The sequence below is a fragment of the Streptomyces sp. NPDC020681 genome (genome assembly GCF_044334895.1).
Taxonomy (GTDB): Bacteria; Actinomycetota; Actinomycetes; order Streptomycetales; family Streptomycetaceae; genus Streptomyces.
Genome location: NZ_JBIRTX010000007.1, coordinates 125,069 through 150,941, shown reverse-complemented (window position 1 = coordinate 150,941; position 25,873 = coordinate 125,069). Strand labels below are relative to the sequence as shown.

Sequence of the window (25,873 nt, the reverse complement as noted above, 5' to 3'; positions counted from 1 at the left end):
CAAGGGATCCTTGGCGGCGCCATTAGTCATGTAAAGCACCGGTGTGCGGTGTCGCGGTCAATGACTCCGATGCGCCGTACGCCCGCTCGCCAGCGCCGCCCGCAGCTGCGGATCGTCCAGCGCGCCGACGCCGCGGACCGCGACTGCCGTCAGAACCGCACGCTCACCGCCGTGGCCGTGGTCGGCGAGGGTGCCGAGCAGCCGCTGCCCGTCGGGCGACGCCCAGCGGGCGTACGGATGGACCTCGATCCGCGCGATGGCGAGACTGCCCAGGGTGAGCACCAGCGGCAGGACGAACCAGGCGAGCACCGGGCCTCTGGACGCGTGGTCCTGAGGCAGCATCAGCAGAGCGGTGGCCGCGAGCGCCAAGGTCAGCACGGTCGCGGCCTGCACGGTGCGGACGGCGGACGCGACATTCGTCCGGGCCGCGTCGGGGACGGCGAGCCCGGCGTGGACGAGCCGGTCGGCGAGTGTGCGTACGGCATCGGCGGCGGACGCCGCGGCGCGTACCGCCGCTATCCGCGCCTGGCCCGCCGGACCGATGGCCCCGATGACCGAGCGCTCCAGCTCGTCCTCGCCGTCGGGATCGACCACGGTGGCCCAGCCGGTGTGCGCCAGCAGCAGCATGCGGCGGCGGTGCATCGAGACCAGCGTGAGCTCGGTGACCCGCTGCGGGCCGCCCGCCAGGAACGCGGCCTCGTACAGGCTCAGCTCCCGTTTCGCCGCCGGCGCCGGGCGTGTGGGCCGGGCGGAGGCGACGGAGGCGATGCAGAGCCTGGCACAGCTGAGACCGGCCGCGGCCCAGGCGGTGAACAGCAGAAGGAACCAGAGCATGGCCGAGTTCTACGCGAGAAGTACGCCGGTGCGCCACGGTTTGTTCACTATGCGGACTCGGTGTTGCCGGTCCGTGACCCACCGCGCGCGGTCCGTGGGAGGGCCGGGGCAGCAGTGGTCAGGAGGACGAGGAGCTGCTGCAGCTGGAGCCGGAGGAGCTGCTGCAGCTCGAACCTCCGGAAGAGCTGCTGCAGCTGGAGCCACCGGAGGAGCCCGAGCAGCTTGAGCCCGAGGAGCCGCCGCAGCTCGAGCCGGAGGAGCCGCCGCAGCCGGAGCCGGATCCCGGGCTCGAACCGGCGCACCACACCACGGCCGCGGTGTACGGATCCGAGGAGCTGTAGGCACTGTGTGTGCTGTGGGTGCGCGCCGCTGGGATCCTCGCCGCCGCCATCAGCTGCGCCTGGAGCGCGGGATCCGGCACGGCGCGCAGGCCGTACAGCGCGACGACGTTGGCCGCGGAGTACGCCGTGGCGTACTGGGCCGTGTACGAACGCAGCGCGTCCCGGCCCGCCGAAGTGATCCGGCGACGGGCCCGGGCCGCCGTCACGAACCCGATCACCAGGCCGCCGATGAGGACGGGCATGACAAGCGCGAGGAACAGCGGCTTCCCGGCGATGATGGTCAGGACGAAGGACACCGGGAACCCGATGAGACACAGGACGCCCTGCGTCAGGCCCCACCCGGTCAGCGACCGGTTGCTTCCCGGCAGCACCATCAGGCCCCGGGCGGCCAGTCCGTCGCCGATCTCCTGCACGGCGTGACTGCGCATCACCGCAAGGCGCAGCGTGTGCAGAGCACCGGTCGGCGCGGCGGCCAGCTGGTCGAAGACCGCGCGCTCGACAAGATCGCGGGCGGCTGCCTGCCGTACGGAGACGATGCCGGGCCCGCCGATCACGAGCCGCCCGTCCGCATGCAGCCCGGCGAGCGCCGCGTCCACGACGCGGGCCGGGCCGCCGCCGAGGAAGGCGGCCTCGTAGACGTCGTGGAGCACGCCACCGGTCCGGCTGCGCCCGGAGGCGCCGACCTTGGCGATCAGCGCGACCGACGAGGCGCCGACAGCGAGATAGACCAACACAGCGAGAACGATCATCCCGGTCATCTCCTCACCAGTGCGGCCCGTGCCGCACGTACGAACCGGCCGCCGCGCCGCGGCGGATGAGGAGCGGCCCGCTCCTCCCACCACTGGGTCAGCCGCCGGCGGGCGTCGTCGTCCGCGGGCCGGCCGGCGACAAGCAGCTGCTCGGCGAAGTCGAGCGCGTCGCGGCGGTAACCGGCGCGCATGGGGCGGGACTTGGCATACCCGAGAAACGCGGGCCGGTACCCGTCGCCGAGGATCTCCGGCAGCTCGGGCGCGACCTTGCCCACGACATCGGCCCGCTTGGCGGCCAGCGCCCGGCTCTGCACGCCGAGGCGCTGCGAGTCGAACCCCTCGGGTGCGGGAGTCCCGGCGACCAGGGCGGACAACAGGGCGGCCTGCGCGATGGCAACCCGCTCCCGGGCACCGGGGTCCGGGGCCTCGCCCTGCGGGCGGGCGGGCTGCTGCGGACGGGCTGCACCTTCGGCGGGCGCGGCGGCCGCGGGCGCCGAGAGCTTGGCCGCCGCCCGGATCGTCTCCAGTTCCGCCGCCAGTTCCTCCGCCGGCGGGAAGTCGTCGTCGCGCTCCAGCAGGACGCCCGGCGGCGAAACCCGGGACCTGAGGTCCCTCAGGACATCCAGGACCGGTTCCGTGACCGGGTGGGCATGGGTGTCGTGCCAGACGCCCTCGCGTTCCATGCCACCGGCGACATGGACGTACGCGATCGCCTCGACCGGCAGTTCGTCGAGCGCCGTCGCCGGGTCCTCGCCGCGGTTGACGTGGTTGGTGTGCAGGTTCGCCACGTCGATCAGCAGGCCCACGCCCGTACGTTCCACCAGCTCCGCGAGGAACTGGCCCTCCGTGAGCTCCTCGTCCGGCCACGCGATCAGCGCCGCGATGTTCTCCAGCGCCAGCGGCACCGGCAGCAGGTCCTGTGCGATGCGGACGTTCTCGCAGAGCACCTTGAGCGCGTCCCAGGTACGCGGGACGGGCAGCAGATGGCCCGCCTCCAGCTGCGGGGACGCGGTGAGCAGGCCGCCGGCCCGTACGAACGCGATGTGCTCCGTCACCAGCGGCGAGCCGAGCGCCGTCGCCGTCTTGGCCAGTTCGCCGAGCTTCTCCTCGGACGGGCGGTCCGCGCCGCCCAGGCCCAGCGAGACGCCGTGCGGGACGATCCGGGTGCCGCGGGCGCGGAGCCGGGCCAGCGAGGCGGGCAGATGGCCCGGGCAGACGTTCTCCGCCACGACCTCGACCCAGTCGACGCCAGGCAGTGCCTCCACCGCGTCCGCGATCTCCGGCCGCCAGCCGATTCCGATACCGAGTTTCATGGGTCCCCTCCTCTGCCCACTGCGCCGTGTGACGGTGCGTGCAGGACCTATGGCCCCGCCGGACGGCGGTGAATCCAGAGGAGGGGACGTTCAGAGGTTGATTTGAGGTTCCTTCTCGGCCAAACCGTCTTCAGAGACTTCAGAGACTCGGGGACTTCGGACTCAGGGACGGTCGGTGTTGATCGCCGTCGGCGCCCCAGGCCCGGTGGACGGCCGCGAGGTGAACTTCTGCTCGTTCCCGGTCGGCTCCGCGGGCGCCGGAGCCGGCGGCAGGTTCCCGTTGGGCGGCGGCGGACCCGTCGGGCTCGCCGTGGTCAGACCGGCCGCGTCGTTGGCGATCGCGTCGAAGTCGACCATCCCGGTCGCCTCGAGCATGGTGATGTGGTCCAGGACCGTGATGTTCGCGTCGCTCGCGAGCTGCCGTATCAGCGTGTTACGGGTGGTGTGCCTGACCTGCGCGACCAGCGAGAACACCTTGCCGTGCGCGGCCCGCAGCAGGTTCGCGAACTTGTACTCGTACTCCTGGCCGGTCGCCGCCGACATCTCCCGCAGCCAGCCCTGCTGCTGTTCGGTCGGCTGGTTCGGCAGCTCGACGCCGAGCTTTGCCGCGACGTCGCGGGACCGCTTGTCGAGATCGGTGTGGCCGACCACAAGGTGGTCGCCCGCCTCCTTGATCGCCTTGCTCGGCGCGCGCTCGATCGCCTGCTGCCCGGCGGGCAGCTCCCAGAGCCCGGCGAGCCGGACCTTCACCAGAAAGTCGCGGTCTGTGGCTGAAAGAGGACCCCACTGGGTCGCCACGGTCGAGGCGTTGAGGTTGTCCTGCCCCGTGCCGGAACGGTCCGCGTAGGACCATACGGGGAACGCGAGAGCGCCTACCGTGGCGACCAGTGCCGCGATGATGAGAGCTGTCCCGTTGATGCGCCGCAACAAAATGTGCCTCCAGAGCCGATGTGCTACACGGCAACAAACCGCCAACGGAATCGGGATTCAATCTCTTTGGCGGTACTGAGAGGTACGTAACGCGGGCCCGCAGCGTTCAGCCGCGCAGCGACGGATGGTCGGCGACCACCGTGCAGGACCCCGGAGCGATCTCCGTGAACCCCGCGTCGCGCACCACGGGCAGCCCGGCAGCGATGAGTTCCGGCCACCGACCGGCCTCCGCCGTACGTACGGCCAGCGGGAACCCGGCCTCGCGCCACGCCTTGCGGTCCGCCTCCGACAGCTCCCACCAGGCCAGTTGGGCGCCGTGTCCGGCTTGTGCCGTCGCCTTGCCCGCCGACATGTCCAGCTCCGGGCTCAGCCACAGCACCGGGCCCGCCGCATCCGGCGCGGCCGGCGGCTCGGGGTCGTCCAGATCGGTGCCGGAAACCTGGAGTTTCGCCAGCTCCTTGGGCCAGCCGTCCAGCGGTACCGGCGGGAAGACCCGGACCTCGGCCGTCCCGTGGGTGACCGTGATGCCGGGCAGCGCGGCGGCCTTGCGCCACTCCGCGCCGCGCGCCCGCCGCACCACCTTGCGGATCCGTGCGTCCTGCCAGTCCCGTATCGCCTGCGCCCACTCACCTTCGGCCGACGACCGCTCGTCGCTCAGGATGGTGAGCACGGCCCGGGCGCCGGCCTCCAGCGCGTCCGTACGGGCCGGAGGCTCGGCCTTCTCGATGCGCACCACCAGCGGCAGCACAAACTGCGGAGCCTCGTCACGGGCGGTGGTCTCGTGCCGGAAGGGACTGTCGGGGCGGATGTCGTCGCTGCTCACACCGCCAAGTCTGCCAGCCCGACCGGCCCGAGTTGTCGGGCTTGTTGGCGGAACGGATGCGTCCGGGCCACGATGCACACCATGAAAAGTGATCTCTTCGCATCGGAGAACATGGCGCAGCCGGCCACCGCCCCCGGCATGGTCCTGCAGAACGCCAAGTCGATCAAGTACGCCGTCAACGGCGAAATGCACGCGCGACAGGGATCGATGATCGCCTACCGCGGCAATCTCCAGTTCGAGCGCAAGAGCCAGGGCCTCGGCGGCATGCTCAAGCGCGCCGTCACCGGCGAGGGCCTGCCGCTCATGGCGGTGCGCGGCCAGGGCGAGGCGTGGTTCGCGCACGAGGCCGCCAACTGCTTCATCGTCGACATAGACCAGGGTGACGCGCTCACCATCAACGGCCGCAATGTGCTCTGTTTCGACGCCACCCTCTCGTACGAGATCAAGACGGTGAAGGGCGCCGGAATGACCGGCGGCGGCCTCTTCAACAGCCTCTTCACCGGCTACGGACGGCTCGGGATCATCTGCGAGGGCAATCCGATCGTGATCCCGGTCACCGGCCAGCAGCCCGTGTACGTCGACACGGACGCGGTCGTCGGCTGGAGCGCCCAGCTCCACACCTCACTGCACCGCTCGCAGTCCGTCGGCTCGATGATCCGCGGCGGTTCGGGCGAGGCGGTTCAGCTGATGCTCCAGGGCGAGGGGTTTGTGATCGTACGGCCCAGCGAGCTCACTCCACAGGCGTCGGCCCACTGAAACGGTTCGGGCTAACCTCGTACGCATGGACGAGCCGTACTGCGAGACGCCAGGTCCCGCGCCCGCCGGCGAGCAGCCCGCGGGCGACGGGCCCTTCGCCGAGTGCGTGCTGTGCCGTGCGCCCACGGAGTATCCGGAGTCGGTGAAGGGCAGCACGCTCTGCCCCGTCTGCGAATGGCAGGAAGCCCAGCGCACGGCCTGCTCGGGCTGACGGCAAGATCCGGACGACAGCTCCTAGCCGGCCCGCATCAGTTCGGAGACCTTCACTAGGCGGTAGCCGCGTCGCCGGAGTTCCGGGACGATCTTCCGGATCGCCTGCTCGGTGACCGGCGCCGCGCTGCGGGTGCAGTGCATCACCACCAGCGAGCCCGGTCTCACCCCGGCGAGCACCTGCTCGGCGACCGCGTCCGCGTCCGTCGCGAAGGCGTCGCCGCTGACGACGTCCCACTGGACCGCGGTCACCCGCGCGGGGCCGATCGCGCGCAGCGCCGCGTCGTCGTAACAGCCGCCGGGAAAGCGGAAGTACGGCACCACATTGCGCACCCCTGCCTTTCTGAACGCGGCGAAGGCCCGCTCCACATCGGCGCGCATGTCGTTTCTGTCGACCGTCGGCAGCCCGTAGCAGGGGGACTTGAAGGCGTAGTGGCTGTACGAGTGGTTGGCGATCTCGAAGAGCGGGTCGTTGCCGATCGCCTTCGCCTGGTCCGGGTACTGCTCGGCCCAGCGCCCGGTCATGAATACGGTCGACGGGACGTTGAGTCTTCGCAGTGAGTTGATGAGCGCGGGGTTGTCGAATCGCTCACCGCGCGCCGCTCGCGGTCCCTGCCCCGCGGTCATGTCGGCGTCGAAGGTGAGCGCGACCGTCTTTTCGGCCATCGTCACCGTCGCGCGTGCGAACACGGGTGTCAGGCCGCCCGGGCCGGGTGCGACGGTCGCCACCGCCCTGCCGGGAGAGGGTTTCCGTGCGGCGTGAGACGGGCCCTGGGTGCTCTCGCTGCCGCAGCCCACCAGCGCGGTGCCCAAGACGGCAACAGCCGTAAATCTTCGTACAAAACTATTCATTGACGGAAAGTAACTGATCATTCCGTCGGATCATATGAGCCGCGCTGTCTTCCGCTGAACAACGCCTGGACCGCTCGCGTACCACCACGCATGGCACCGCTCCCGACGTCAGGCGTCCTCGCTTCCCTGGCCGATCTGCTCGCCGTACCTCCCGACCAGGGCGGAGCCGTATGGCGGCTGTCCCAGGCGGACCGGCAGATGGACTCCAACCTCATACGACTGCGGCCCGGCCACCGGGTCGACGGCCATGTCGAGCCGGAGCTGGATGTGCTGCTCTGCGTACTGGCCGGCAGCGGCGGGCTGGTGACGGACGGTGAGCGGCAGGAGCTGGCCGCGGGCTGTGTCGCCTGGCTGCCGCGCGGGACTCACCGGGCGCTGTACGCCGGGGAGGACGGGCTCGTGTACGTCACGGCGCATCGCCGTCGTCCCGGACTCACCATCACCCGGTCGTCGGCCTCAGGAATCTCCTGACGCTCCGTCAGGAATGTTGTTTCGCAGTCGCGATGAGTACAACACGCGTCCCATCCGTATCAACCGGCGGACGCGTCCCCCGGTTCCCATCGGCAACCGGACTCCGTACCCCCCTACAGGAGGCGACGAGTTGAGTCACAGGCGAATACCGAAGAGGAAGGCCATCCTGGCGGCAGCCGGGGCGGTGGGCATCGCCGCGGCGGCTGTGCTGCTGCCCCAGGCCTACGCCTCACAGGACGAATCCGGGTCCGAGGCACGCTCGGCCCCGAAGAGGATGAGCGCCGCGTCCGCGGCGGAACTCCTCGAAGAGCTCGGCGCGCAGCTGGGCGAGTCCTACGGCGGTGCGTACTACGACGCCGACAAGCAGCAGCTCGTCGTCAATGTCGTGGGCGACAACAACAACGTCATCGTCCAGGTCAAGAAGGCCGGCGCGGTGGCGAGGAGTGTCCAGAACAGCGCGCGCACGCTGACGACCGCCGCGAGCACGCTGGCCCAGCGGGCCACCATCCCCGGCACGGCCTGGGCCGTCGACCCGAGGACCAACCAGATCGTGGTCACGGCGGACCGTACGGTCGCCGGCGACAAGTGGAACAGACTGGAATCGACGGTCGACTCGCTGGACGACGGCGTGGCCCGGATCCAGAAGTCCAAGGGCGAGTTCAAGCCCCTGCTCGAGGGCGGCGACGCCATCTTCGGCGGCGGAGCGCGCTGTTCGCTCGGCTTCAACGTGACCACGCAGGACGGCGCTCCCGGCTTCCTGACCGCCGGCCACTGCGGCGTTGCCGCCGAGCAGTGGTCCGAGGAGGCGGACGGCGAGCCGATCGGAACCGTCCAGGAGGCGACGTTCCCGGGCGACGGTGACTTGGCGCTGGTGACGTACGACGACCCGGCGACCGAGGCCCCGAGCGAGGTCGACCTCGGCAACGGCGAGACGGTGGCGATCAACCAGGCCGCCGAAGCGGCGGTGGGCCTCCAGGTCTTCCGTATGGGCAGCACCACCGGTCTCAAGGACGGCGAGGTCACCGGCCTCGACGCCACCGTGAACTACCCCGAGGGCACGGTCACCGGCCTCATCCAGACCAATGTCTGCGCCGAGCCCGGCGACAGCGGCGGCGCGCTCTTCACGCAGGACGGCAGCGCGATCGGCCTCACCTCGGGCGGCAGCGGAGACTGCACGGTCGGCGGCGAGACGTTCTTCCAGCCGGTCACGACGGCCCTTGAGGCGTTCGGCGCGCAGATCGGCGACGGCGGTGCGGGCGGCGGCGACGACAACGCCGCGGGCGGCGCCGAGGAGAACGCCGGAGCCGACGCGGGCGGAGCCGAGGCCGACGGCGGTGCCGATGCGGGCGACGGCGACGACGGCGGTGCTGATGTCAACGGTGGTGCCGACGCCAACGGTGGCGCTGAAGCCGACGGCGGCGTGGAGGCCGACGGCGGTGCCGGGGCCGACGGCGGTGCCGGGGCCGACGGCGGTGCCGATGCGGGCGACGGTGGTGCCGCGGACGACGGTGCCGGCGGAGCGGACGAGGCCGGCGGCAACGAGGATGCCGGCGACGGCGGCCACAACTGACGCCTGCGGTCCTCACGCAGCAGTGCGCCCCGGGCATCGGCGGATGTCCGGGGCGCAGTACGTCCGGCGCGCGCCCGCTATCGCTTCCGCAGCCGGAGTCCGCCGCCGAGCAGCGCTCCCAGCACGATCACCGCCGCGAGCGCCGCCAGGCCGTGCCACCAGGAACCGCCCAGCCAGGGCAGCACATTCCGGCCGACGACACCGATGTTGCTGCTGGTGCATTCCTCCCTGCAGTCGCCGAACAACCAGTCGCGGAAGGCCACCAGGAAGGTCACGCTGAGCGCCGCCAGCATCGCGAGGAAGGCCTGTACTGCGCGTCGGCCGAGTCCCCAGACGCCCAGTGAGAGCAGCAGAGCGCCGACGCCCGAAAGAATTGCTCCGCTGACGCCGGCGACGGTGGACTCCAGGAAGACGCCGACGAGGCCGATGGCCAGAAAGGCCGCGCCCAGAAGGATTGAGGCACGCGGTGCGCCACCCGAAAGAGAGGAGACCCGGTAGCCGCCCAGGGTGATGGTCCGCGCGGACGAGAAGAACGGCCTGACGGCCGGAGGCGGTTCCTTCACTGCGGTCAACGCGGCGGTGGCCACGGCCAGGGACTTGCTGAGCGTACGGGTGAGGAGCGGCTCACCGCGCTCCTTCGCGAATGTCTCGTCGGGCACAGGACAGTCCGCGAGCCTCGCGGCGATCGGAAGTGGATCCACAATCTCCACCGCGCCGACGGCGGTGACCGCGGCCATCCGGTTTCTCAGTCTGCGACGGATCCGGCCGGTTTTCAGAGTGGCGACCGCTGACTGTGTTGCCGCCAGCGCGGTCGGCAGCCGTCCGGCGGCGCTGAGCACATCGACTGCCCATTCACTGCTGCTGCTCGACGGTGTCTTGAGCATCTCGGTAGCCACGACGGGCAGTTCCTCGGCCGCAATCCAGCGCTGCCAGCTCCGGGCCACCCACAGCGCTGTCAACGGCAGGCACGGCGGAAGATCGGTCCCCGGCTCGTCGAGGCAGCTGAGTTCGTCAAGGACGCGTTGTGGGGTGAGGGGCGTCGAATCGTTCAGTCGGCCGGATGGGAGCCGGCCGCCCGTCAGCTCGAACAACTGCTCGTAGAACCAGGCGCTCCTCGACCCCGCGGCCTGCCCGTTCCGCTTGGCGACGACGAGCATCCGCCGCGGATCGAGCAGCAGATGGACAAGCCAGCCGGCACCGTCCAGCCTGCCCCAGGCCCAGTCGTTCGCCCGCCACGAGGACTTGTAGAAGGCGCCGAAGTTGTGAATCTGCCGTCCGGTGAGCTTGGCGGCAGCGGTAGCGCGGCGAGGTGCGAGAAGACAGCGCGTATCGGCGCTGACTTGGATGAGCTCGACCAGTTGCTCCACCTCGACTCCGACGGGAAGTACGGAGCGCGTGGCGATTTGGAGGTCGAACAGCGCAAGCGCGATGGCGTCCGCGCCGACAGGGAGGAATTCCAGGTACGTTCCGAGACCTGTCGCCAGCCGCTCCTGTGCGGGCGCCATGGCGACAGTCGGTGGTGTACCGGCTGCGGGGACCATGTCTCGTAACGTCTCCACGGCCGAAGCGAGCTGCTGCCAGCCGATCGCCAACGTTGTGCCCTGAACGTCGTCCGGCTGGACCAGGGCCTTCGCATAGGCCCTCGCTGCCGATGACGCGACTTCCGACAGGTCTGATTCCACGCTGTGGCCGGCGTTCACGGCGGCTTCGGCGAGTTGGTCCAGATCGGGTCGCGCCGCCGGGACGAAAGCCCGGTGCACCAGTGCGCTGATCCTCTCGGCCAGTGAGGACTGCAGCTCGGGATAGCAGGCGTAGGCCGCTTGCAGCATCGAGAGAGCGGTCGCCTTGGCGCCGTCGAAGGCGTTCCTGCCGAAATTTGCCAGTGCCGCGTAGTCGCCCGCTTCGGGCCTGACCCAGGTTGCGGACACCGCCGTTGAGGCGGCAGCTCTGCACGACTCCTCCGCGCTGGGTCCCGGTTCGAGGGCGGTCTGCCACTTGGCGAGGAGCTTCTCGGGCGGCCTCGTGGTGAGAACGCGCATCAGAGCGTCGATCACCGGCCGGACCAGCCAGCTGCCCTCACGCCTGCGGTAGTCCTCGAGCATCGGGTCGGTCATCAGGCGGTGTGGTGCGAGCAGGGCGCCGATTTCTGCCATGCGACGGCGCGTGTCCCGCAGTGAGTCCACGCGGTCGTTGTGTTCCCTCAGAGCTCGGAGATCGGCGCTGATCGACTGACTGAGAACAGCGCCGAGATCCTTGAGCAGTGCCTCTGCAAGCGTCGGCGGAGTGTCGAAGGTCTCCGGCGCAGGAGCGGCAACCGGATCGGGGGATCCATCCGGAGACGGCACGACGTACAGCAGAACTCGCCTCACCTGCCGCTCGGCCGGACGGTCGAAGATGCTCTGAAGCAACGGGTTGATCGGCCGATTCGCGAGCAGGCCGCCGTCGGACGTCCAGTGCGCCCGGGTGATGTTGGCATGAGCTCGCATCGCGGGGCGTGCGGGGGATGCTTTCGACCGGGGTACGGGGTCTTCGTACGGCACGAACGAAGGTTCGAACGCGGCCGGATACGACGCGCTGCTGCGGGCCGCCAGTGACACCGCGTCAAACGCGCCTGAAGAAGCGAGCGCCTTCTCGTCGAAGGTGAACAGGCCGCGGTGGTCGACATCCGGCACGAGCGTCCCGTACGTGTCCGTGAACCGGCCGGTCTCTCCTGTCAGAAAGGTCGTGGTGATGAAGAGCCTGGTTCTCCGCTGCGTACCGGGAGCTTCGCCGGCGACAGACGGGGCCCGGTACGGCTCTTCCACTTCCGGCAGCTTGCTGATCCCGTTCAGCAGCTCGGTGAACAGCACGCCGTCGCCTTGCAGCAGCGACGGTGGCTTCTTCTGCTTCGGATCGCGCAGCAGCGTCTCGAAGGCGCCGGAATCGATCCAGAACTTGCGAAGCGGTTGCAGGTCAAGTGAGTTGACCTGCGCAACACCGAGCAGCGCGCCATTGATTCCGCCGGCACTGGTGCCGGACAGGAAGTCGATGGACACGTCGACATCCAGCAGATCGAGGAGCCGGGCATAGAGATTGCGCACCTTGCCGTCGGGCAGCTTCGTATCGACGAGTGTCCTGTCGAAGTCGCTGTTCGGCTGCTTGTGCCTGCGCCATGACGCCTGTTGCAGGAGGTTCAGCTCGCGCGCGACGCCACCCATCCAGATCGCCAGGCTCACGCCCCCGGTCATGGCGGTCGCGATGCGAATCTCCTGCGTTCCAAGGCCGACTTCGCTGATTTTCCACGTGGATCCGGGTGGTGTCGCAGCGTTCATGGCACTCCCGCGAGTCGGACTGCTCCGGCACGACGAAGTGTCAGGCTATCCACGGCCCGCCCGGAATCCCCCTGTCGCAACAGGCGCGATGAGACGCTCACCCGAATGCAGGCGGCGTACCCGTCCCCTCCGGCCCGCGAGGAACGACGGCGTTCAGTCGTCTTCGCTGAGTTCGCCGAGACCGCCCGCGAACTGCAGCGTCGCCGCGTCCAGCGCTGCCGTCAGTGTCGCGAGGTCGGCGCGCAGCGCGCGGATCCGCTCCAGTGGCATGTCGGTGGCCCGGCCGATCCTGCGGGGCACGGTGAGGGCCTGTTCGCGCAGTGCCGCGCCCGCCGCCGTGGGTCGGGCGGTGACGGAGCGCTCGTCCTCCTGGCTGCGCCTGCGCTCCACGTAGCCCGTCGTCTCCAGGCGCTTGAGCAGCGGCGACAGCGTGCCCGAGTCCAGGCGCAGATATTCGCCGATCTGCTTGACGGGCAGCTCGCCGTGCTCCCAGAGCACCAGCATCACCAGGTACTGCGGGTAGGTGAGTCCCAGATCCTTCAGGACGGCGCGGTAGAGGCCGTTGAAGGCCCGTGACGCGGCGTGCAGCGAGAAGCAGATCTGGTGGTCGAGACGGAGGAAGTCCTCGTCAGGCACCTGTGTCAGCGTCGTCTTCTCCATGGAGAACAGCATACCTGCGCACCACTGAGTTGTGCACAACTGAATTGCGTGTCATAGTTACGGACGTCGGTTCCCAACGGACGAAGAGGGATGCAACTCATGGACGCGATCTACACCGCTGTCGCCACCGCCAACGGCCGCGAAGGCCGTGCCGTCAGCTCCGACGGCCAGATCGACCTGCCACTCGCCTTCCCGGCGTCGCTCGGCGGCAACGGCCAGGGGACCAACCCGGAGCAGCTCTTCGCCGCCGGCTACGCGGCGTGCTTCGCCAGCGCGATGGGCGCGATAGGTCGCCAGGAGAAGATCGACGTCAAGGACGCCTCGGTCACCGCGGAGGTCAGCATCGGCAAGGACGCCGCCGACGGCGGTTTCGGCCTCTCCGTGATCATGCGCGTCGAGCTCCCGGACCACCTGCAGGGTGAGGCGGGCCGCGACCTGCTGGAGAAGACCCACGCGTACTGCCCGTACTCCAAGGCCACGCGCGGCAACCTGCCGATCGAGCTCGTCATCGAGTAGTCGCACGGCCGCGGCCTCAGGCCGCGATCAGCCGCCGGGCCCGCGAGTGCGGACAGGCGGCTGCCATGACGAAGCGACCCCCGCACGGCATGCCGTGCGGGGGTCGACCACGTGTTCAACCAGGGTGCAGATCAGGCGAGTTCAGCGGTGAGCGTGATCGTCGTGCCGGTGAGCGCCTGGCTCACCGGGCAGTTCTTCTTGGCGTCCTCGGCCGCTGCCTGGAAGCCCTCCGCGTCCAGGCCGGGCACCTCGCCCCGCACCGTGAGGTGGATGCCGGTGATGCCCTCACCGGGCTGGAAGGTCACATCGGCCTTGGTCTCCAGCCGGGTGGGCGGGGTGCCGGCGCCGGCCAGGCCGTGCGAGAAGGCCATGGAGAAGCAGCTGGAGTGGGCAGCCGCGATGAGCTCCTCCGGGCTGGTCTTGCCGTTGGGCTGCTCGGTGCGGGCGGGCCAGCTGACCTCGTAGCTGCCGATGCCCGAGGAGTCCAGGGTGACGGTGCCCGAGCCCTTGAGCAGATCGCCTTCCCAGACCGTGTGCGCCGTACGCGTGGCTGCCATGATGTTTCCCTCTCTGGTGGCTAAGGGGGCTTTCGGCCCTCTGAGCACCAAACCTACTGCCCCACAAGGCCCTTCGCGTCGCGCGCCAGTGCCGTCAGCCGGGAGATCGCCCGGAAGTACTTCTTGCGATAGCCGCCGTTCAGCATCTCTTCGCTGAACAGCCGGTCGAAGGGCAGGCCGGAGGCGAGCACCGGCACCTCCCGGTCGTACAGCCGGTCCGCGAGCACGACCAGGCGCAGCGCGGTCGACTGGTCGGGAATCGGCTGCACATCGGTCAGACAGACGGCGCGCACGCCGTCGGTGAGCGCCCCGTACCGGCTCGGGTGCACCTTCGCGAGGTGTTCGAGCAGCTGCGGGAACTCGTCCAGCGACGCGCCGCCGGTGGCGTACGCGGCCTTGGTGACCTGCTCGTCGGAGTACGGGGGAGGGGCCTCGGGAAGTCCGCGGTGGCGGTAGTCCTCGCCGTCGATCCGCAGCGGGCGGAAGTGCGCGGAAAGCCCCTGGATCTCGCGGAGGAAGTCGACGGCGGCGAACCGGCCCTCGCCGAGCTTGCCGGGCAGTGTGTTCGAGGTGGCTGCCAGTGCCACGCCCGCGTCGACCAGCTTGCCGAGCAGCGTGGACACCAGGACCGTGTCGCCCGGGTCGTCCAGTTCGAATTCGTCGATGCAGAGCAGCCGGTGTCCGCCGAGCGTCCGCACGGTCTGCTGGAAGCCGAGCGCGCCGACCAGGTTCGTGAGCTCGACGAAGGTGCCGAAGGCCTTGAGCGAGGCGTCCGCCGGAGTGGCGTGCCAGAGCGAGGCGAGCAGATGGGTCTTGCCGACGCCGTAACCGCCGTCGAGATAGACGCCGCGAGGAGCGGCGGGGGCCGTCGGCTTCTTGGCGAACCACTTGCGCCGGCCCGAGCCGCTCGCATGCGCCCCGCCCAGGCCCGACGCGAAGGAGCCGAGGACGGTGACCGCCTCGTGCTGGCTCGGCTGGTTCGGGTCGGGGACGTACGTGTCGAAGCGCACCGAGTCGAAGCGTGGCGGCGGCACCATCTCCGCGACCAGCCGGTCTGCGGGGACATGCGGCTCGCGGGCGCACAGGGACAGCGGGGCCGCTTCTGTTATGGCACTGGTCGACACAGTTCCCAACTGTAAGGGGCGTGGAAGACTGCACGGCATGCGACGTCTGCTCCCTGTGACCGACCAGACAGCCGTCGAGGACCGTGAGTGGTCCCTGGACGAGCTGGCCGACGCCTACGCGTATCCGGACCGGGCGGAGGGCCCGTGGCTGCGGGCCAACATGGTCTCCTCGCTGGACGGCGCGGGCCAGCACCAAGGCCGCTCGCAGCCGCTCTCCTCCGATACCGACATGCGCGTCTTCGGCATGCTCAGAGGCCTGGCCGACGTGGTGGTGGTCGGGGCGGAGACGGTCCGGCTCGAGGGCTACCGGCCCGCCCGCGCCCGGGAGGCCTTCGCCGAGCGGCGGGCCGCCGCCGGGCAGCGCCCGGCACCCGCGATCGCCGTGGTCAGCGCCTCCCTCGAGCTCGACTTCACGCTGCCGCTGTTCGCCGAGCCGCTGGTGCCGACGCTCGTACTGACGGGAGCGGCGGCGCCCGCGGAACGGGTCCGCGAGGCGGAGAAGGCGGGGGCGGAGGTGGTGGTCGCCGGTGACGGGAAGGGTGTGGAGCCGGCCAGAGCCGTGCGGGCGCTCGCCGAGCGCGGTCTGGTGCGGCTGCTGACCGAGGGCGGGCCGCGGCTGCTGGGTCAGTTCGTGGCGGCCAAAGTGCTGGACGAGCTGTGTCTGACCGTGTCGCCGACGATGACGGCTGGCGACGCACAGCGCATTGCAGGTGGGCCCGCTGTGGCCGTTCCGGAGCGGTTCGCCCTGGCTTCGGTGCTGGAGGAGGCGGGGTTCCTTTTCACCCGCTACCGTCGCATCTGACACGGGGTGGAATTTGTCGTTCCGGTTAGCTTCGGCTGGGCAGCATTACTCTCGCAGACCCCGTGCGAGCACGGGGAAGGATGGTTTCCGCAGAAGGGCTCCTGACGTGTTCACAAGCGTATTGATGATCGAGAAGCCCCTGACGTCCGACGACGTGGAATTCGTCACCACCCTGCACGGCACCGAGCCGGTCGCCTTCGTCGTGCTGATGCAGCCCCGCGGCGACCAGGCCGACGTTCTGCTGCGCGCCATCGACGACGTCGCGTACGGCGAGCTCAAGGAGGCCGTCCACGAGGGCGACATCCCCGAGGGCGAGGCCGCCAAAGCTCCCGCCGAGCGCGCGCTCGACCACTCGCTCGCCGCCCTGCGCGCGGCGGGCTCCGAAGCCGTCGGCCAGGTCGTCGAGGACCATCCGCTGGACAAGCTCAAGGCCGTGGTCGACGACTCGGGGGCGGACGAGGTGATCGTGCTGACCGCACCGCACTACGTGGAGGAGTTCTTCCACCGCGACTGGGCCTCCCGGGCCCGGCACAAGGTCGGCGTCCCGGTGCTCAAACTCTTCGCGCACAGCGAATAGGAACGCAGGCAATAGGCTGGGGCCTCGCCCGTACGAGCAGATCACCGCTCGGCACCACTCGCACATCTTGGGGAGACACACGCATGGCACCCGCCGTCCCTAGCGCCATGGAACGCCCGCACTTCATCGGCATCGGCGGCGCCGGAATGTCGGGCATCGCGAAGATCCTCGCCCAGCGCGGCGCAAAGGTGGCGGGCAGCGACGCCAAGGAGTCGGCGACCGCCGACTCCCTGCGCGCGCTCGGCGCGAGTGTCCACATCGGGCACGCGGCCGCGCATCTCGCGGACGACGCGACCTGTGTCGTCGTCTCCAGTGCCATCCGCGCCGACAACCCCGAGCTGGCCCGTGCCGCCGAGCTGTCCGTACCGGTCGTCCACCGCTCCGACGCGCTCGCCTCGCTGATGACCGGCCTGCGCTCGATCGCCGTCGCGGGCACGCACGGCAAGACCACCACCACCTCGATGCTGGCCGTGGCCCTCACCGAGCTGAACCTCGACCCTTCGTACGCCATCGGCGGCGACCTCGAAGGACCGGGGACGAACGCCCGGCACGGCGACGGCGAGATCTTCGTCGCCGAGGCCGACGAGAGCGACCGCAGCTTCCAGAAGTACGACCCCGAGGTCGCGATCGTCCTCAATGTGGAGCTCGACCACCACGCCAACTACGCCTCGATGGACGAGATCTACGACTCCTTCGAGACCTTCGTCGGCAAGATCGTCCCCGGCGGCACGCTGGTGATCTCCGCCGACCAGCCCGGCGCCGTCGAGCTCACCTCCCGCGTCCGCGACCTGTCCACGCTGAAGGTCGTCACCTACGGCGATTCCGAGACCGCGGACGTACGTGTCCACAAGGTCACTCCGCGCGGACTCACCAGCGAGGTCACCGTCCTGCTGAACGGGAAGTTCCTGACCTTCACGGTCTCCGTCCCCGGCCGCCACTACGCGCACAACGCCGTCGCCGCCCTCGCCGCCGGCGTCGCGCTCGGCATCCCGGCCCACAACCTCGCCTCCGCGATCGGCAAGTACACCGGGGTCAAGCGCCGCCTCCAGCTCAAGGGCGAGGCCGCCGGCGTCCAGGTCATCGACTCGTACGCGCACCACCCGACCGAGATGACCGCCGATCTCGAGGCGATGCGCGGCGCCGCGGCCGACGCGCGGCTGCTGGTGGTCTTCCAGCCGCACCTGTTCTCCCGCACGCAGGAGCTCGGCACGGAGATGGGCCAGGCCCTCGCGCTCGCCGACGCCTCCGTGGTCCTCGACATCTATCCCGCCCGCGAGGACCCGATTCCCGGTGTCACCAGCGAGCTGATCATCGACGCGGCCCGCGCCGCCGGCGCCGATGTCACCGCCGTCCACGACAAGGCCGCCGTCGCGGACGCCGTCGCGGGAATGGCGAAGCCCGGTGATCTCGTTCTCACCATGGGCGCGGGCGACGTCACGGACCTCGGTCCCGACATCCTGGCCCGCCTGTCGAACTGAGGGAGGCCGTACTCATGGCGTACGACGTGGACAAGCCGGACGAGCAGTGGCGAGCGGAGCTGAACCCCGCCGAGTACAAGGTGCTGCGACAGGCCGGCACGGAGCCCGCCTTCGTCGGTGAGTACACGGACACCAAGACGGCGGGCGTCTACTCCTGCCGGGCGTGCGGTGCCGAGCTGTTCCGCTCCGACACGAAGTTCGAGTCGCACTGCGGCTGGCCGTCCTTCTACGACCCGAAGGACACGGACGCGGTCGAGCTGATCGAGGACCGCTCGCACGGCATGCTCCGCACCGAGGTGAACTGCGCGCGCTGTGGCTCGCACCTCGGCCATGTCTTCGAGGGCGAGGGCTATCCGACCCCGACCGACCAGCGGTACTGCATCAACAGCATCTCGCTGCGGCTGACGCCCGACGAGAACTGACGCGTCCGACGTCCGCCGCGCGCTAGGGGAGACCCCAGGGCGCGGCGGGCCCGTTCGCCGGGACGTCGCGCGGGTGCAGGTCCGGACGGGTTCCGCGGCGGCTCACCACGGCCGTCCGGCCGCGGCGCAGCGGTACGGCGATCCGGCCCGCGCCCTGGTCCCGGTACGGAATCGGCCGGCCGCGCTCGTCCCGTACCTCGAACCCGCCCTCGATGCCGTGCTCCAGCACCAGCGGCTCGCCCTTCTCGCTCTCGATCCGGATCCAGTCCGTGCGGCCGCCGCTGCGCGAGGCGTCGACGAGAAACGCGCCCTGGGTGCGGAGCCTCGCGACCGACGCGTCCGCCCAGGTCTTCGAGACTGCCGGGAAGACCTTGACCACCGAGCCGTGGCTCTGGCTCAGCATGTCGAGCAGTGACTGGCCGGCGCTGATCGGGCTCTCCAGCGCGAAGCCGGAACCCTCGCGGTACATGGTGTTCGGCGTCATCGCGCAGTTGTCGACCACATTGCCGTCCACGAAGAAGCGCAGATGGTGCAGCGCCTCCTCGGGCCGGCCGAAGAGGGTCTCCATGGAGGAGGCCGCGGCATAGCTGTAGCCGTGCCAGCGCACCTGCATGCTCGTCCAGTGGTCGAAGGTGCGGCGGTCCAGTTTCTCCTGCAGCGGATAGAGCCACAGCAGATGCGAGAAGTGCCGGTGGGACTCGGCGAGCGGTACGCCGTCGCCGATCATGACGCCGTTCTCGTTCCGGTGGTACGGGACGAGGCGGGCGAGGATGTCGCGCCACTGCCGCTCGTTGGGATCGTCCAGGCGCAGCCGCTTCGCCGAATCGACGAGGGTGGCGCAGCCCCAGCGCAGCAGTGAGAGGTCGTAGGTGCAGTCGGCGGCGTCCGCGTACTCCGGCGAACGGGTCGTGGGCAGATGCAGCCGGCCGTCGGCGCCTTCGGTGAGATGGCGGGCGTAGTACGTGACCGCCTTGGTGAGGACCGGGTGGATGACCTCGCGCAGGACGCGGTCGTCCATGTGGTGGCGGTAGGTGACCCAGACGTTGTGCAGGGCCCAAGTGAGATTGCCGGTGTGGTCGTTGGGGCTTGTGCCGGGGACGCCGACATGGCGCGGGCCCGAGCGCAGCTGCCAGTCGCCCGGGTGGCACAGCGCATAGGTCTTGCCGTCGCGCAGCTCCGGCCGGATGTTGCTCTCCAGATTGCGGTGGTGGCGGGCGAAGGTCGGCGTGATGGCGTCCAGTTCACGGTGGTTGGAGCCGTTGGAGAGCGGATAGGTGACCTGGACGTTGGTGTTCCACCAGATGCTGGTCCAGTTGTTGCCCGACTCCGGGAACCAGGGGCCGAACACCGGGGTCACCGGGGCGTCGTCGCGGGTCGAGCAGGCCAGCTTGTAGAGCTGGATCCAGTAGAAGCGCTGGAGCTTCTTGTCCGGGACCGAGACGAGGCTGCGCCGGTAGAAGGCGCGCCACCAGGCACGGTGGCGGGCGATCTCACGGTCGGGCGCCGAACCGAGGACGGCGTTGACGGTACGGAGGGCCTCCTCGCGGCCCGTCGAGTCCGGGTGGCCGTACGCGATGGTGGCAGCCAGCAGCCGTTTGGTGCCGGAGCGGACCTCGCGCCAGGCCGTCGTGTAGCCGCCGCCGGCATGCAGGGTCTGCTCGACGAAGCCGGGGCCGATCGCCGGATCCGGGTTGGCGGTGTAGTCCGGGGGGACGCGGATCGTACGGGTCGTGCGCGAGGGCAGGGGAGTGAAGCCCCAGGCGGCGGACTCCTCGCCGGCGCTCGGCTCCAGCGAAACCAGCAGTACGTCACGGTGGTTGAGGATCAGCGCGCTGAACCTCGCGCTGCCGCGGGTGGTGGTGACGGTGCCGGACAGCTCGGCGGCCTCGAGGTCCAGCGTCCAGTCGACGGCGGTGACGGGCCCGGCGAAGGTGAGCGTCAAGTAGCCGACGCCGAGGCGTGAGTAGCCGATCGCGGCCTCCCACTGGCCGCGCTGGTCCTGCACAAGGCCGTTGTTGACCATGAACCGCAGGACGTTGTCCTCGCCGGGCTTGCGGTAGATGTGCGCGGCCATGAAGCCGTTGCCGAGGAACGGGCCTTCCTGCCAGCCGCCGGGGACGCGCTTCCACACCATCGCGGCGTCTTCGAGGATCCGGCCGTGGACATCGTCGCCGTGATCGTCGTGACCGCTGTTGCGGGAACCGGCCCAGGCGACGGGGGAGTTCGCGGCGATCAGCGCGCCCGAGGCGCCCGCGACGAAGGATCGCCGGGAGATCGGAGTCATGGCTGCGGCCTTTCCAACGTTCCAACGACGCTGTGGACGTCTCGGAGGATCCGGCCTGTTTCATGTCCGCGTCAACCCGCTGGACGGAGAAAGATTGGGTGACTGTTCGGTCCGCTGGATCGAGCCAGGGGTAATGGTGCGATTCTCACCCTTCAAGGGCCATTGACATCGGATGTTTCCGGTCCTTACGCTCACTGGGCGGGTGCGGCCTGCCGCGCTTACACTGAGTAACAAAGGCTCGCCGGGGCACCGGAGTACCTGCCATGCGCTATCAGCGGGTGTTGGTGACGTCACTCGCCCTGTTCCTCGTGATGCTGCCTGCGGCATCCGCGTCGGCGCAGGACGAGGAGGTACAGCACGGCCCGGGGTTCGGTGCGCGCTTCCTGCAGGCTCTGATCGACGGAATTCAGTTCGGCGTCATCATCGCGATCTGCGCCGTCGGACTCTCGCTGATCTTCGGGACCATCCACCTGATCAACTTCGCGCACGGCGAGTTCGTGACGATCGGCGCCACGTTCGCGTTCTTCCTGAACGTCTCGCCGTCCGGTCCGGGCTGGCATCTGGTCCCCGCCGCGATCATCGCTGTGGCAGGCGGAGCCGTGCTGGGCGCTTTCGTCGACCGTGGCCTCTGGCGGCCGCTGCGCGCCCGCGGCACGGGTCTGATCAACATGTTCATCGTCACGATCGGACTGTCGCTGCTGCTGCGGCACATCGTGCTCGTGTTGTACGGAACCCGGCCCGGCTCCTTTGCCCAGTACGACATCCAGAAGGCGTACGACCTCGGCCCGGTGGGCATCACGCCACGGGATCTCACCGTCACCCTGCTCTCGGTGGCGACCCTGCTCGGTGTCGCCGCGCTGCTCCAGCGGACCCGGATCGGCACGGCCATCCGGGCCGTCTCCGAGAACCGCGACCTCGCCGAGGCCTCCGGCATCGATGTGAAGCGGGTCGTATCGGTGGTCTGGATGCTCGGCGGTGCGCTCGCCGCCCTCGGCGGCGTGTTCTTCGGACTGGTCGAGATCGTCACCTGGGACATGGGCTTCAAGCTGCTGCTGCTGATGTTCGCCGGAGTCATCCTCGGCGGCCTCGGCTCCGCGTACGGCGCGATGGTGGGCAGCCTCGTCATCGGCATCGTCGCCCAGATGTCCACGCTGTGGTTCCCGGCCGACCTGCAATACGCGTGGGCGCTGCTCACGCTCATCATCGTTCTGCTCGTCCGGCCGCAGGGCATCCTCGGCCACCGGGAACGCATCGGCTGAGGGGTGGTGAGCCATGGACTTCGACACGATCCTCTCCGACGCCATCCGGTCCGGCATCGGCCCCATCGCCGCCATCTACGTGATCGCCGCCATGGGCCTCAACCTGCACTTCGGCTACACCGGGCTGCTGAACTTCGGCCAGGTCGGCTTCATGCTCGTCGGCGGCTACGGGCTCGCGATCACCGTCGCGACCTGGGGCGGCTCGATGTGGCTCGGCATCCTGGTCGGACTGGCCTCCGCGATCGTGCTGGCCCTGCTGCTCGGCCTGCCGACCCTGCGGCTGCGTGCCGACTATCTCGCGATCACCACCATCGCCGCGGGGGAGACGCTACGGCTGTTCTACCGGTCCAGCTGGGCCGAGCCGACCACCGGTGGTGTGTACGGGCTCCAGCGGTTCGCCAATGAATTCTATGAACTCAACCCCATCCCACGGGGCTCGTACGGCTTCTGGACGGTCAAGTTCAGCGCCCGGGACCTGTGGGTGATGATCATCGCCTGGGCCCTGGTGGTGATCGTCGGGCTGCTGCTCGCCCTGCTGATACACAGCCCCTGGGGCCGGGTCATCCGCTCCATCCGCGACGACGAGACCGCCGCACGCAGCCTCGGCAAGAACGTGTACGCGTACAAGATGACGAGCCTCGCGCTGGGCGGTGTGCTCGGCGCCGTCGCCGGAATATTGCAGGCCATACAAGTGCAGTCGGTGAGCGCTGACAGCTTCGATCCGGCTGTCACCTTCTTCCTCTACACCCTTCTTGTGCTGGGCGGCGCCGGGACGATCCTCGGGCCGGTCGTCGGCTCGATCCTCTTCTGGTTCGTGCTCTCCTTCATCGACAGCGCACTGCGCCAGGCCATCGATGCCGGCCACATCGCGTTCATCAGCACATCGGAGATCGGTGCCGTCCGCTTCGCCCTGGTCGGGCTCGCACTGATCCTGCTCATGGCGTTCAGACCGCAGGGGATCCTCGGCAGCCGGAAGGAGATGCTGCTCAGTGGACGCTGATACACCCTCGTCCGCGCCCGAGCCCGAGCCGCGGTCCGTGCCGGAACCCGAGCCCGTGCCCGGTGTGCGCAAGCCCGACCCGCTGCTCGTCCTGGACGGTGTGACCCGCACCTTCGGCGGCCTCGTCGCTGTGGAGGTCGATCACCTGGAGGTGCAGCGCGGGACCATCACGGCCCTGATCGGGCCCAACGGCGCCGGCAAGACGACGCTGTTCAACCTGGTGAGCGGGTTCGACCGGCCCGACGGCGGCGAGTGGTCGTTCGACGGGCAGCCGCTCAGCGGGCGCCCGCCGCACCGGATCGCCCAGCGTGGACTGGTCCGCACGTTCCAGCTCACCCGGACCCCCGCCCGGCTCACCGTGCTGGAGAACATGCTGCTCGCGGCCACCGCGCAGCGTGGCGAGCGGCTGCTGCCCGCGCTGCTGCGGCCGCTGTGGCGCGGACAGGAGCGGGAGATCGAGGCACGGGCCGACGAGTTGTTGAACCGCTTCCGGCTCACCAAGCTGCGTGACGAGTACGCGGGCACTCTCTCCGGCGGCCAGCGCAAACTGCTCGAACTGGCCCGCGCGCTGATGGTCCGCCCCGTCATGATCCTGCTGGACGAGCCGATGGCCGGGGTGAATCCGGCACTGACCCAGTCCTTGCTCGGTCACATCACCGCGCTGCGCGACGAGGGGCTGACCGTGTGCTTCGTCGAGCACGACATGGATGTGGTGATGGGCATCAGTGACTGGGTGGCTGTGATGGCAGGCGGCCGCCTCGTCGCCGAGGGACCGCCGTACACGATCGGCCGGAACCGTGCCGTCGTGGACGCCTACCTCGGCAAGCGGCACGACGAACCCGAAGCGACCGGCGAGGAGGCGTGAGCCCATGCCCGAGAACGGAAAGGGGCCTGTGGACGGGCCTGTGCTGGTGGCCGACGCGATCGTCGCCGGATATGTGCCGGGCGTCGATGTGCTGCGCGGCTGCAGCATCGAGGTGGGGCCCGGCGAGCTGGTCGGAGTGATCGGCCCCAACGGCGCCGGAAAGTCGACACTGATCAAGGCGGTCTTCGGTCTGCTGAAGGTGCGCGGCGGGGATGTGCGGCTGCACGGCGAGGACGTCACCAACCGGCCCGCGCACGAGCTGGTCCGCCGGGGCGTGGGGTATGTGCCGCAGCTGCAGAACGTCTTCCCCGCGCTGACCGTCGAGGAGAACCTGCGCATGGGCATCTACCTGAGGCCCAAGGCATTCGCACGGCGGACCGCGGTGGTTGAGGAGATCTTTCCCCTGCTGGCCGCCCGCCGGAAGCAGAAGGCAGGCTCGATGTCCGGCGGTGAGCGGCAGATGCTCGCCATGGCCCGGGCACTGATGATGGAGCCGGAGGTGCTGCTGCTCGACGAGCCGTCGGCGGGACTCTCCCCGATCTTCCAGGACCAGGTCTTCGAGCGGGTGAAGGAGATCAACGGCGCGGGCGTCGCCGTGCTCATGGTCGAGCAGAACGCCCGCAGGTGCCTGCAGATCTGCGCCCGTGGCTACGTCCTCGACCAGGGCCGCAACGCCCACACCGGAACCGGTATGGCTCTGCTGCACGACGAGAAGGTGATCGAGTTGTATCTCGGGACCCTCGCCCGCGTTCGCTGAACTCCCGTTTCCTCACTCACTCCTGACTTTTGCTCACCTCGGTCTTCACGGTTTGCAGCTGGCCCTTGTCGTTGTATGTGTACACCTCGATCGTCGCCTGGCCGGGCTCACCGGCGTCGGTGAAGTCGAGCGGTCCGCTCACTCCGTCGTAGTCGATGTCCTTGCCATCGGCGATCAGCTCCTTGCAGGCGGCGAACGTGGTGCACTTCTCGCCGTCCTTGGTGACCGCGATCATCTCGTCGACGAACTTGCCCGGGTCGTCCGACTCGGCCTGCTCCGCGGCGAGCGCGATGGTCGTCACGCAGTCAAAGGTCTGCGGTGCGAACTGCAGCTCCTTCAGAGTCGGCGCGAACTCCTTCAACGCCTTCACGTACTCCGGATTGGACGCCGAAGCCGGAGCCGTCCCCTTCATCCCGGCGAGCGTGGCGGGCTTGCCCGGGGCGACGAGGGCGGGCAGTTCCTCACTGCGCAGCCCGTCGGTTCCGTACACACCCTTCTGCGCGGGCCCGATTCCTGCCTCGATCATGCCTTGGAGGATCTGTGCGCCCTCCTCGAAGGCGATCACCACGGTGGCATCCGGATTCGAGTCCTTGGCCTGCTGGACGATCTGGTCGTAGTTGGTGGCCTTCGTGTCGTACGTCTCGGCGAGCGTCACGGTGGCGCCGCCGTCCTCCAGCGCCTTCTTGGTGGAGTCCATCAGCCCCTTTCCGTAGTCGTCGGCACGCGCGATCAGGGCCACTCGCTTGTGGCCGTCGTCCTGGATGGTCTTCGCCAGGATGGGTCCCTGGAGGGAATCGCTCGGCGCTGTACGGAAGTAGAAGTCGCCGTCGTCGTAGTCGGTGAAGGTCGGTGCGGTGTTGGAACCCGAGCACTGGACGACACCTTCACCGGTCACCCGGTCGATGATGGCCAGCGACATTCCGGAAGCCGCGGCACCGATGAGCGCATCGACACCCGCGTTCAGCACGCGGTCCGCCGACTGGGCCGCCACAGCCTCCTGACCTGCCTCGTCACCACCGACCACTTTCGGGATCGGCTTGCCGAGCACACCACCGGCCTCATTGATGGTCTGTATCGCGAAATTCGTCGACTGGATCATGGGTGGCCCAAGAAAGGCCAGCTGTCCCGTCTCCGGGAGCACGTAACCGAGCTTGAGCTCGCCGTCCTCGTCCTTCCCCGGGGCCGATGACGTGGCGCTGCCACTAGTGCCGCAGGCCGCCAGGAGCAGCACGGCCGCACTCGTGAAGATCGCGGACCGCCGAACCGACGTCTTCATGTCCGCCTCCTCTCAGCGGAGGCCAGGCGGCAGGTCGACAGGTCGGCCTTCCGCCCGCCTTCTGTCTGTACTGATCGTAGAACGCTCAGCGCCGGTTGGCCGGGCGAGATCGGCGGCGATGCCGAGAAGGCGCGCC

The 25,873-nt window shown here is 69.4% G+C and carries 25 protein-coding genes; 13 read left to right on the top strand and 12 right to left on the bottom strand.

Annotated elements, in window-relative coordinates; translation table 11 throughout:
- Positions 1-57: 57 nt before the first annotated feature.
- The 5 genes from ACH4YL_RS19000 to ACH4YL_RS18980 form a co-directional block, all read right to left on the bottom strand.
- Entirely contained in the window at positions 58-834 is a 777-nt protein-coding gene (locus tag ACH4YL_RS19000) for a TIGR04222 domain-containing membrane protein (protein WP_398508513.1), read from the bottom strand.
- 118 nt (positions 835-952) lie between these two features.
- On the bottom strand, positions 953-1,924 hold the full coding sequence (locus ACH4YL_RS18995; RefSeq protein ID WP_398508512.1) for a TIGR04222 domain-containing membrane protein: 972 nt from the start codon (positions 1,922-1,924) through the stop codon (positions 953-955).
- A gap of 5 nt (positions 1,925-1,929) precedes the next feature.
- Positions 1,930-3,237 (bottom strand): DUF692 domain-containing protein, encoded by a 1,308-nt coding sequence (locus ACH4YL_RS18990; protein WP_398508511.1) that lies wholly within the window; start codon positions 3,235-3,237, stop codon positions 1,930-1,932.
- Positions 3,238-3,399: 162 nt separating this feature from the next.
- Complete coding sequence (locus ACH4YL_RS18985; protein WP_398508510.1) at positions 3,400-4,164, bottom strand: DUF4142 domain-containing protein; 765 nt, start codon at positions 4,162-4,164, stop codon at positions 3,400-3,402.
- Positions 4,165-4,273: 109 nt separating this feature from the next.
- Positions 4,274-4,990: a peptidyl-tRNA hydrolase gene (locus ACH4YL_RS18980; protein WP_398508509.1), complete on the bottom strand. Its 717-nt coding sequence runs from the start codon at positions 4,988-4,990 to the stop codon at positions 4,274-4,276.
- Positions 4,991-5,071: 81 nt separating this feature from the next.
- Between ACH4YL_RS18980 and ACH4YL_RS18975 the strand changes: the two genes are divergently transcribed.
- Together ACH4YL_RS18975 and ACH4YL_RS18970 are read left to right on the top strand one after the other, a co-directional pair.
- Positions 5,072-5,746 carry an AIM24 family protein gene (locus ACH4YL_RS18975; RefSeq protein WP_398508508.1) on the top strand — a complete coding sequence of 225 codons (675 nt, stop codon included), beginning with the start codon at positions 5,072-5,074 and terminating at the stop codon, positions 5,744-5,746.
- 25 nt (positions 5,747-5,771) lie between these two features.
- A complete protein-coding gene (locus tag ACH4YL_RS18970; protein WP_398508507.1) occupies positions 5,772-5,957 on the top strand; it encodes a hypothetical protein in 186 nt (61 codons plus the stop codon).
- A gap of 23 nt (positions 5,958-5,980) precedes the next feature.
- Here the strand turns inward: ACH4YL_RS18970 and ACH4YL_RS18965 are convergent, their stop codons facing one another.
- Positions 5,981-6,808, bottom strand: a complete 828-nt coding sequence (locus ACH4YL_RS18965; RefSeq protein WP_398508506.1) for a polysaccharide deacetylase family protein — start codon at positions 6,806-6,808, stop codon at positions 5,981-5,983.
- 90 nt (positions 6,809-6,898) lie between these two features.
- On the opposite strand from ACH4YL_RS18965, the gene ACH4YL_RS18960 reads away from it, so the two are divergent.
- Both ACH4YL_RS18960 and ACH4YL_RS18955 read left to right on the top strand, forming a co-directional pair.
- Positions 6,899-7,279, top strand: a complete 381-nt coding sequence (locus ACH4YL_RS18960; protein ID WP_398508505.1) for a cupin domain-containing protein — start codon at positions 6,899-6,901, stop codon at positions 7,277-7,279.
- Positions 7,280-7,409: 130 nt separating this feature from the next.
- Positions 7,410-8,849, top strand: a complete 1,440-nt coding sequence (locus ACH4YL_RS18955) for a S1 family peptidase (RefSeq protein ID WP_398508504.1) — start codon at positions 7,410-7,412, stop codon at positions 8,847-8,849.
- 77 nt (positions 8,850-8,926) lie between these two features.
- Here ACH4YL_RS18955 and ACH4YL_RS18950 read toward each other — a convergent pair whose 3' ends face one another.
- Together ACH4YL_RS18950 and ACH4YL_RS18945 are read right to left on the bottom strand one after the other, a co-directional pair.
- A complete protein-coding gene (locus tag ACH4YL_RS18950; RefSeq protein ID WP_398508503.1) occupies positions 8,927-12,160 on the bottom strand; it encodes a patatin-like protein in 3,234 nt (1,077 codons plus the stop codon).
- 153 nt (positions 12,161-12,313) lie between these two features.
- On the bottom strand, positions 12,314-12,820 hold the full coding sequence (locus ACH4YL_RS18945; RefSeq protein WP_398508502.1) for a MarR family winged helix-turn-helix transcriptional regulator: 507 nt from the start codon (positions 12,818-12,820) through the stop codon (positions 12,314-12,316).
- A gap of 99 nt (positions 12,821-12,919) precedes the next feature.
- Here ACH4YL_RS18945 and ACH4YL_RS18940 point away from each other — a divergent pair, with 99 nt between their 5' ends.
- The gene (locus tag ACH4YL_RS18940) at positions 12,920-13,336 is read left to right on the top strand and encodes an organic hydroperoxide resistance protein (RefSeq protein ID WP_398508501.1); all 417 of its coding nucleotides are present in this window, start codon (positions 12,920-12,922) and stop codon (positions 13,334-13,336) included.
- A gap of 131 nt (positions 13,337-13,467) precedes the next feature.
- On the opposite strand, the gene ACH4YL_RS18935 is transcribed toward ACH4YL_RS18940, so the two are convergent.
- Positions 13,468-13,893 (bottom strand): OsmC family protein, encoded by a 426-nt coding sequence (locus ACH4YL_RS18935; protein WP_398508500.1) that lies wholly within the window; start codon positions 13,891-13,893, stop codon positions 13,468-13,470.
- A gap of 53 nt (positions 13,894-13,946) precedes the next feature.
- Positions 13,947-15,056 (bottom strand): cell division protein ZapE, encoded by a 1,110-nt coding sequence (gene zapE, locus ACH4YL_RS18930; protein WP_398508499.1) that lies wholly within the window; start codon positions 15,054-15,056, stop codon positions 13,947-13,949.
- Here zapE and ACH4YL_RS18925 point away from each other — a divergent pair.
- The 4 genes from ACH4YL_RS18925 to msrB all read left to right on the top strand — a co-directional run bounded on the left by ACH4YL_RS18925 (position 15,055) and on the right by msrB (position 18,296).
- On the top strand, positions 15,055-15,819 hold the full coding sequence (locus ACH4YL_RS18925; RefSeq protein ID WP_398508498.1) for a pyrimidine reductase family protein: 765 nt from the start codon (positions 15,055-15,057) through the stop codon (positions 15,817-15,819). The two genes, zapE and ACH4YL_RS18925, sit on opposite strands and share 2 nt — an antisense overlap.
- A gap of 106 nt (positions 15,820-15,925) precedes the next feature.
- Positions 15,926-16,396, top strand: coding sequence for an indole-3-glycerol phosphate synthase (locus ACH4YL_RS18920; protein ID WP_398508497.1), 471 nt, complete (start codon positions 15,926-15,928; stop codon positions 16,394-16,396).
- A gap of 83 nt (positions 16,397-16,479) precedes the next feature.
- Positions 16,480-17,874, top strand: coding sequence for a UDP-N-acetylmuramate--L-alanine ligase (murC, locus tag ACH4YL_RS18915; RefSeq protein WP_398508496.1), 1,395 nt, complete (start codon positions 16,480-16,482; stop codon positions 17,872-17,874).
- Between the two features lie 14 nt (positions 17,875-17,888).
- Entirely contained in the window at positions 17,889-18,296 is a 408-nt protein-coding gene (msrB, locus tag ACH4YL_RS18910) for a peptide-methionine (R)-S-oxide reductase MsrB (RefSeq protein WP_398508495.1), read from the top strand.
- Between the two features lie 22 nt (positions 18,297-18,318).
- Here the strand turns inward: msrB and ACH4YL_RS18905 are convergent, their stop codons facing one another.
- On the bottom strand, positions 18,319-20,580 hold the full coding sequence (locus ACH4YL_RS18905) for a glycosyl hydrolase family 95 catalytic domain-containing protein (RefSeq protein ID WP_398508494.1): 2,262 nt from the start codon (positions 20,578-20,580) through the stop codon (positions 18,319-18,321).
- A 263-nt stretch (positions 20,581-20,843) separates the two neighbouring features.
- Between ACH4YL_RS18905 and ACH4YL_RS18900 the strand changes: the two genes are divergently transcribed.
- Genes ACH4YL_RS18900 through ACH4YL_RS18885 form a run of 4 tightly spaced genes read left to right on the top strand, consistent with a single transcriptional unit; the run spans position 20,844 to position 24,461 of the window.
- Entirely contained in the window at positions 20,844-21,839 is a 996-nt protein-coding gene (locus ACH4YL_RS18900; protein ID WP_398508493.1) for a branched-chain amino acid ABC transporter permease, read from the top strand.
- A gap of 13 nt (positions 21,840-21,852) precedes the next feature.
- Complete coding sequence (locus ACH4YL_RS18895; protein WP_398508492.1) at positions 21,853-22,839, top strand: branched-chain amino acid ABC transporter permease; 987 nt, start codon at positions 21,853-21,855, stop codon at positions 22,837-22,839.
- Positions 22,829-23,704, top strand: coding sequence for an ABC transporter ATP-binding protein (locus ACH4YL_RS18890; RefSeq protein WP_398508491.1), 876 nt, complete (start codon positions 22,829-22,831; stop codon positions 23,702-23,704). Before ACH4YL_RS18895 ends, ACH4YL_RS18890 begins: the two co-directional genes overlap by 11 nt.
- A 4-nt stretch (positions 23,705-23,708) precedes the next feature.
- The gene (locus tag ACH4YL_RS18885; RefSeq protein ID WP_398508490.1) at positions 23,709-24,461 is read left to right on the top strand and encodes an ABC transporter ATP-binding protein; all 753 of its coding nucleotides are present in this window, start codon (positions 23,709-23,711) and stop codon (positions 24,459-24,461) included.
- Positions 24,462-24,477: 16 nt separating this feature from the next.
- Here ACH4YL_RS18885 and ACH4YL_RS18880 read toward each other — a convergent pair whose 3' ends face one another.
- Positions 24,478-25,737 (bottom strand): ABC transporter substrate-binding protein, encoded by a 1,260-nt coding sequence (locus tag ACH4YL_RS18880; protein ID WP_398508489.1) that lies wholly within the window; start codon positions 25,735-25,737, stop codon positions 24,478-24,480.
- Positions 25,738-25,873 lie beyond the last annotated feature (136 nt).

Excerpts from the sequence above, each read along its gene's own strand:
- ACH4YL_RS19000 (WP_398508513.1), bottom strand. The coding sequence starts at position 834 with ATGCTCTGGTTCCTTCTGCTGTTCACCGCCTGGGCCGCGGCCGGTCTC.
- ACH4YL_RS18995 (WP_398508512.1), bottom strand. The coding sequence starts at position 1,924 with ATGATCGTTCTCGCTGTGTTGGTCTATCTCGCTGTCGGCGCCTCGTCG.
- ACH4YL_RS18990 (WP_398508511.1), bottom strand. The coding sequence starts at position 3,237 with ATGAAACTCGGTATCGGAATCGGCTGGCGGCCGGAGATCGCGGACGCG.
- ACH4YL_RS18975 (WP_398508508.1), top strand. The coding sequence starts at position 5,072 with ATGAAAAGTGATCTCTTCGCATCGGAGAACATGGCGCAGCCGGCCACC.
- ACH4YL_RS18970 (WP_398508507.1), top strand. The coding sequence starts at position 5,772 with ATGGACGAGCCGTACTGCGAGACGCCAGGTCCCGCGCCCGCCGGCGAG.
- ACH4YL_RS18965 (WP_398508506.1), bottom strand. The coding sequence starts at position 6,808 with ATGAATAGTTTTGTACGAAGATTTACGGCTGTTGCCGTCTTGGGCACC.
- ACH4YL_RS18960 (WP_398508505.1), top strand. The coding sequence starts at position 6,899 with ATGGCACCGCTCCCGACGTCAGGCGTCCTCGCTTCCCTGGCCGATCTG.
- ACH4YL_RS18950 (WP_398508503.1), bottom strand. The coding sequence starts at position 12,160 with ATGAACGCTGCGACACCACCCGGATCCACGTGGAAAATCAGCGAAGTC.
- ACH4YL_RS18945 (WP_398508502.1), bottom strand. The coding sequence starts at position 12,820 with ATGGAGAAGACGACGCTGACACAGGTGCCTGACGAGGACTTCCTCCGT.
- ACH4YL_RS18940 (WP_398508501.1), top strand. The coding sequence starts at position 12,920 with ATGGACGCGATCTACACCGCTGTCGCCACCGCCAACGGCCGCGAAGGC.
- ACH4YL_RS18935 (WP_398508500.1), bottom strand. The coding sequence starts at position 13,893 with ATGGCAGCCACGCGTACGGCGCACACGGTCTGGGAAGGCGATCTGCTC.
- ACH4YL_RS18925 (WP_398508498.1), top strand. The coding sequence starts at position 15,055 with ATGCGACGTCTGCTCCCTGTGACCGACCAGACAGCCGTCGAGGACCGT.
- zapE (WP_398508499.1), bottom strand. The coding sequence starts at position 15,056 with ATGCCGTGCAGTCTTCCACGCCCCTTACAGTTGGGAACTGTGTCGACC.
- murC (WP_398508496.1), top strand. The coding sequence starts at position 16,480 with ATGGCACCCGCCGTCCCTAGCGCCATGGAACGCCCGCACTTCATCGGC.
- msrB (WP_398508495.1), top strand. The coding sequence starts at position 17,889 with ATGGCGTACGACGTGGACAAGCCGGACGAGCAGTGGCGAGCGGAGCTG.
- ACH4YL_RS18905 (WP_398508494.1), bottom strand. The coding sequence starts at position 20,580 with ATGACTCCGATCTCCCGGCGATCCTTCGTCGCGGGCGCCTCGGGCGCG.
- ACH4YL_RS18900 (WP_398508493.1), top strand. The coding sequence starts at position 20,844 with ATGCGCTATCAGCGGGTGTTGGTGACGTCACTCGCCCTGTTCCTCGTG.
- ACH4YL_RS18895 (WP_398508492.1), top strand. The coding sequence starts at position 21,853 with ATGGACTTCGACACGATCCTCTCCGACGCCATCCGGTCCGGCATCGGC.
- ACH4YL_RS18885 (WP_398508490.1), top strand. The coding sequence starts at position 23,709 with ATGCCCGAGAACGGAAAGGGGCCTGTGGACGGGCCTGTGCTGGTGGCC.
- ACH4YL_RS18880 (WP_398508489.1), bottom strand. The coding sequence starts at position 25,737 with ATGAAGACGTCGGTTCGGCGGTCCGCGATCTTCACGAGTGCGGCCGTG.